Below are 4619 nucleotides of genomic sequence, written 5' to 3'. Positions count from 1 at the left end.
ACAACATAGGCAACCCGCGGCGGCGCAACTGGTTTTCGGGGACGTGACAAGGTAGACAGGCACTCACGGGGCTCCGGCAGCGAGAGGGATGTGGTGTTCATCCGCTACCGCGAGCCCCGCCTCATCCCATTGCGCGACACACAATCGTTATCACATAGTTATCATCTGTCACTACAGTCACACGGGTTTGTGAACAGGCTCTAAGCGATCGCACACGGCCTGGATCTGGTTTGCCGCCTTACCGATCCAGCGGCGCGCGACACACACCCAACGTGGCATCGCCAAAACCGCTGCGCCACACATCATCGCTGGAACCAATTAGCTGCCAGTCCGATGCCAACAGCCGAGTGAAGATCCGGGTGTCAGCCGTGAACCTGTGCCAACTCCGGGGAAGAAGCCGAAGTTCCCCCTTCTGATTCCCAGCGCTCTCGAGCAGTGGATGCCTGCGTGCGCATGTCCCGGTCCCGTGGGCTGATCATGAGCAATCCGTCGACGGTGGCGGCGTTGTTGGGTTGTGCTGCCGTCATCATGGTGGTGTGGGCGTCGTTCGCATCGGTGTGTGGCGGGATCACCAGTAGGGTGAGCCGGTCACCGTCGAGCCCGAGAACTTCAATGGTGTTGATCGGCTGAAGCCGGTACCCGTCCAGGCGTACCACCCGCCCGCCGGTGACGAGCTTCCGTGACGCTTTGGCCCATGCGTTCAGGCGGTACAACACCCGGTCGATGCGGCCCAGCCGTACCGAGAGCACCGCCAACAGGTCCGGCAGCTCTGCGGAGAGATCATCGGTGTGCGGCCACCATGCCCCGTCGACATATCCGCTTCGCGGTGCCTTGGGTTTTAACCGCAACCGCGGCGTGCGCGCCGGCACAGTGGAGTTCTGAGCATTCTTGCGCGTCTGATGTGGCGTCATGATGACGCTCCAATCTTGGCCGCGAACCGGCCCCTATTCTTCAGATCAGCGATGACACGGCTGAAGTAGCCACATGCACGAAGTACCGCCGATATCCGCAATCCTACGCTGATCCGGTCCGCATGCAGACCCGGCCAGATGCGAACCCCTATTCGTCGTACGGCAACCTGGTCTACGCCCATACCGGCGTCCGGGGTGGGTCAACTTTCACCGGAACCGCAGAGGGGTCGATTTTCGAGAATCGTTGACATAACGGTCTTCGGGTGAAGGTCTCCCCACCACTGCGCCTGCCATCTGCAGCGAACACACCGATCAACTGCTCAAGCTGCGCCGGTGTCACCGCCGCGATCGGCACCTGGCCCAGCTCCGGCAAGGTATCGGGCTTACCGAAATACTTTCAGTAAGCCTGTTCTCGTTGTCGGGGCTGACAGTCGGGTTGACAGGATTTGAACCTGCGACCACTTGACCCCCAGAACATTGCGGTAACGCATTCTCGCTGGTAGCCAGCAGTTATCGACGCGGCGAGACATTCATAGATGTGCAGGTCGTTCGCCATCGCGCATAACGTGTGGCCCCAAATTGGTCCCAACCGAGGACCTAAAGATGGTCGAGCGTGGAGGACGATGGCCTCGGTGAAGAGCTCCGTGTTGGCGCACTCGATGCGAAATGGGCATCACCAATTACCAAGGCCCGCCGGCACGACCCGCCTGGACCTCGTCCGGTGAAGAGGGGTTAGGTCGTGGTGTGCTGCTCGGATGCGTCGCTGGGCTCGATGACCTTTGTTTCCTCACGTGCCCCGTGGCTGATCTCGATGCGGCGCGGCTTGGCCCTAGCCGCCACCGGGAGGGTTACGGTCAGCACCCCGTTCTGATAGGTGGCGGCGATGTGGTCGGCGTCGATATCCGCACCGAGGGACAGGCGACGCATGTAAGCGCCGGTGAAGCGTTCGGAACTCAGCCACTGCACGTCGTGTTCGGTGCGTTCGCTGCGTTGTGCCGTCACCGTGAGGATGCCGCCGTCAACGCTGACGTCCACCGAATCGGGGTCCACGCCTGGGAGATCGGCGTGGAGCACGTAGTGATCACCGGAGCGGTAGAGGTCCATCGGCATGGCCAGTGGGGCTCGGGCGGATCCGGGCGAGGTACCGAGCAGCTGCGCGGCGAGTCTGTCGATGTCACGGAATGGATCGGGATGAAGCACAGCAACCACCTCCTATATGTCGGTTGCCGCACCTCGCCACCGAGACGGGTGTCGGCAGGCTGCGCTTCTTCTGGTTTAGCACTGCACCTGCGCGAGCACCAGGGGGTATCGGCGCTGCGCCCGGGTCTTCGACGATGAGGACCCTGATGTCCAGGATCGTCTTCCACAGGAAAGAGGCCAGACGCGCCTCGATCTGCTCGTCGATGTTGGGCGATATCGGCGTCGATGCTGTCGATCCGGCCGAACGTCTTGCGCGAACAGGAATGGGTGATGGTCGGCGAGATGCCCATTGAACGCTCGGCCCAACTCGTTTTACTGTTGCTTTACCTGGCTAGGCGTAGACTTGAGGTACGGATCCACGGCAGACCAAGGTCGGACCGGAAGAAAAGATTCCTCCTCTCGGCTGTGGCGCCCAGCACGAACACTAGGCACCCACGCGAAGCAAGGCCCATCAACTGGGCACAGCGCGGTGGGCCTGCGTCAGGCGGGAAACTCTTTCCTGACGCCGAGGCCACATTCCACCGCACCATCATGCACGCTTGGTAACCAGGTGATTGGTGCTTCGGACGGCCCTCCTGTTCGCCAGGAGCGCCGTCCGACTCGTGTATGCCGAACTCCCGGGGCCGGTAGCGGTTGCTTGCCGACACAAGCACTCTGCAAGCTGGGTGATCGCGTCCTAGACGGCAACCGCGTCGTCGCGCACCATCAAGTCCGCGCGCCGCCGCTCCCACCACTAACTGCCCCACCCCGCCACGGTCTACCAGGCCCGACCCAAAGCAAACCCCGGCACCCGCACCGATATCCACGACCGCGTCCCCACCCGACCACATCGAGAGGCCAGCTCCGTAGGGGACTTACCGCTGTGGCACCTGCACGTCATACTCGCGGCATGTCTTTCCGAGTCAGATATAGCCCCAATGCACCGACGAAGATTGCCGCGAAGCACATCCTGACCGACGACGACACCCACGACTTCTTGCCAGGTGGCGTCCTCAAGATTCACACACCTCGGACAACGGATCGACCTTCTACCTCTCACCCTGTGGAACATCGTGGACACTGCCAACGGCCATGAACCCGGCGGCAGCGGCCCGCGCGGAACATAAGCGCAAAGTAGGGACGCTCTGTTGCGTTGGGGTGACAGTGTTGGGGTGACAGTGTCTGATCGGTGCGCACGGCGATGGCCTGAAACGTCGCTGGCCTCGTAGCCAACTTCGGTGAACACCTCACGAGCGGCGGCCACGATGCGCTTCCGCGTTTCCGCAGCCTGTGCTGCTCGGGAATCCTGGTACCCGACTGGCGGAGCGCGGCACGTCGCCCCAGCGGCTCAGCGGCGCGCCGATCGTCAAGGGCCCATGGATTCCCCCCGACCCCCTGGTGAGGTCCGTGGGAGTCGCCGCCGCGCTCGACTAGCAGCTGACGGACCGATGCTCCGCGCCGCAATACCCGCAGCCGCTGCTCGATGAAAGCCGTTTGATGACACGGCCTAGTCTGGGTCTCAGGTTCATGCGGACGTGGCCAAGCTCCGGGGCAGGCGGCCCGGCGCACTCGAGTCGGCGCGACCCAGGAGGGCGCAGGTGTTTAAATTCCTCGAATCGATCGCGGGTTTCGGCGTGACGTTTTCGGCGATGTTCAAGAAGCCTGTCACCGAGGGGTATCCGGAGAAGCCGGGCCCGGTGGCGCCGCGCTACCACGGCCGGCATCAGCTCAACCGGTGGCCCGACGGGTTGGAGAAGTGCATCGGGTGTGAGCTGTGCGCGTGGGCCTGCCCGGCCGACGCGATTTTCGTGGAGGGCGCCGATAACACCGAGGCCGAACGTTTTTCGCCGGGCGAGCGCTACGGGCGGGTGTATCAGATCAATTACCTGCGCTGCATCGGCTGCGGGTTCTGCATCGAAGCTTGCCCTACGCGGGCGCTGACGATGATCAACGACTACGAAATGGCCGACGACAACCGTGCCGACCTGATCTACGGTAAGGACCAGCTGCTGGCGCCACTGCAGCCTGGCATGGCGGCCCCACCGCACCCGATGGCGCCTGGCAGCACCGACAGGGACTACTACCTCGGCAACATCGCCGCGGCGAACCGGGAAGCCCGGTGACCACGTTGTTGGCCGCGGACGCGCTGACCGTAGCTCCACCAGCAAAGTGGTGCTGCTCTGGGTGTTCGGCGTCGTCGGTGATCGGTGCGCTGGGAATGGTGGTGGCGTCCACGGCGGTGTAGTCGGCGACAGTCCGGCAAGGACCGGCACCAGCTTCCGCCGTTACCGGCTATGGGCACGAATGCTGCGGGCGATGCGCGCAATCTCACAAGGCGGCGACCTGCGCATAGGCATCTACTGTTCGCGGGCATCCAGGGTGAGCACGTGGGGGTGGGGTTCCGGCGCTGGCGGTGAGCAGTGTGTGGGGTTGCGGTAACCCGATTTGTTGTTCGTGCTGCCGGGGCGGCACGGTGATCAGGTCAGTTGGTAGGCGACGGCCCTCCCGTCGTCTCTTCCCGGAGTGCTA

General features: G+C 63.3%; 4 protein-coding genes. 2 read left to right on the top strand and 2 right to left on the bottom strand.

What is annotated here, in order from left to right; genetic code table 11:
- Window positions 1-362: 362 nt before the first annotated feature.
- A complete protein-coding gene (locus EET03_RS29255) occupies window positions 363-911 on the bottom strand; it encodes a DUF5994 family protein (protein WP_167470745.1) in 549 nt (182 codons plus the stop codon).
- A gap of 732 nt (window positions 912-1643) precedes the next feature.
- Window positions 1644-2111, bottom strand: a complete 468-nt coding sequence (locus tag EET03_RS29250; RefSeq protein WP_075542362.1) for an Hsp20/alpha crystallin family protein — start codon at window positions 2109-2111, stop codon at window positions 1644-1646.
- 1577 nt (window positions 2112-3688) lie between these two features.
- On the opposite strand from EET03_RS29250, the gene nuoI reads away from it, so the two are divergent.
- Window positions 3689-4213 carry an NADH-quinone oxidoreductase subunit NuoI gene (nuoI, locus tag EET03_RS29235; RefSeq protein ID WP_075542360.1) on the top strand — a complete coding sequence of 175 codons (525 nt, stop codon included), beginning with the start codon at window positions 3689-3691 and terminating at the stop codon, window positions 4211-4213.
- Window positions 4210-4335: a hypothetical protein gene (locus EET03_RS32570; protein ID WP_279637781.1), complete on the top strand. Its 126-nt coding sequence runs from the start codon at window positions 4210-4212 to the stop codon at window positions 4333-4335. Before nuoI ends, EET03_RS32570 begins: the two co-directional genes overlap by 4 nt.
- Window positions 4336-4619 lie beyond the last annotated feature (284 nt).

This window comes from Mycobacterium innocens, assembly GCF_900566055.1.
GTDB classification, from domain to species: domain Bacteria; phylum Actinomycetota; class Actinomycetes; order Mycobacteriales; family Mycobacteriaceae; genus Mycobacterium; species Mycobacterium innocens.
Note: the sequence above shows the minus strand (reverse complement) of the source record. Positions and strands in the feature narration are given on the sequence as shown.

Excerpts from the sequence above, each read along its gene's own strand:
- EET03_RS29255 (WP_167470745.1), bottom strand. The coding sequence starts at position 911 with ATGACGCCACATCAGACGCGCAAGAATGCTCAGAACTCCACTGTGCCG.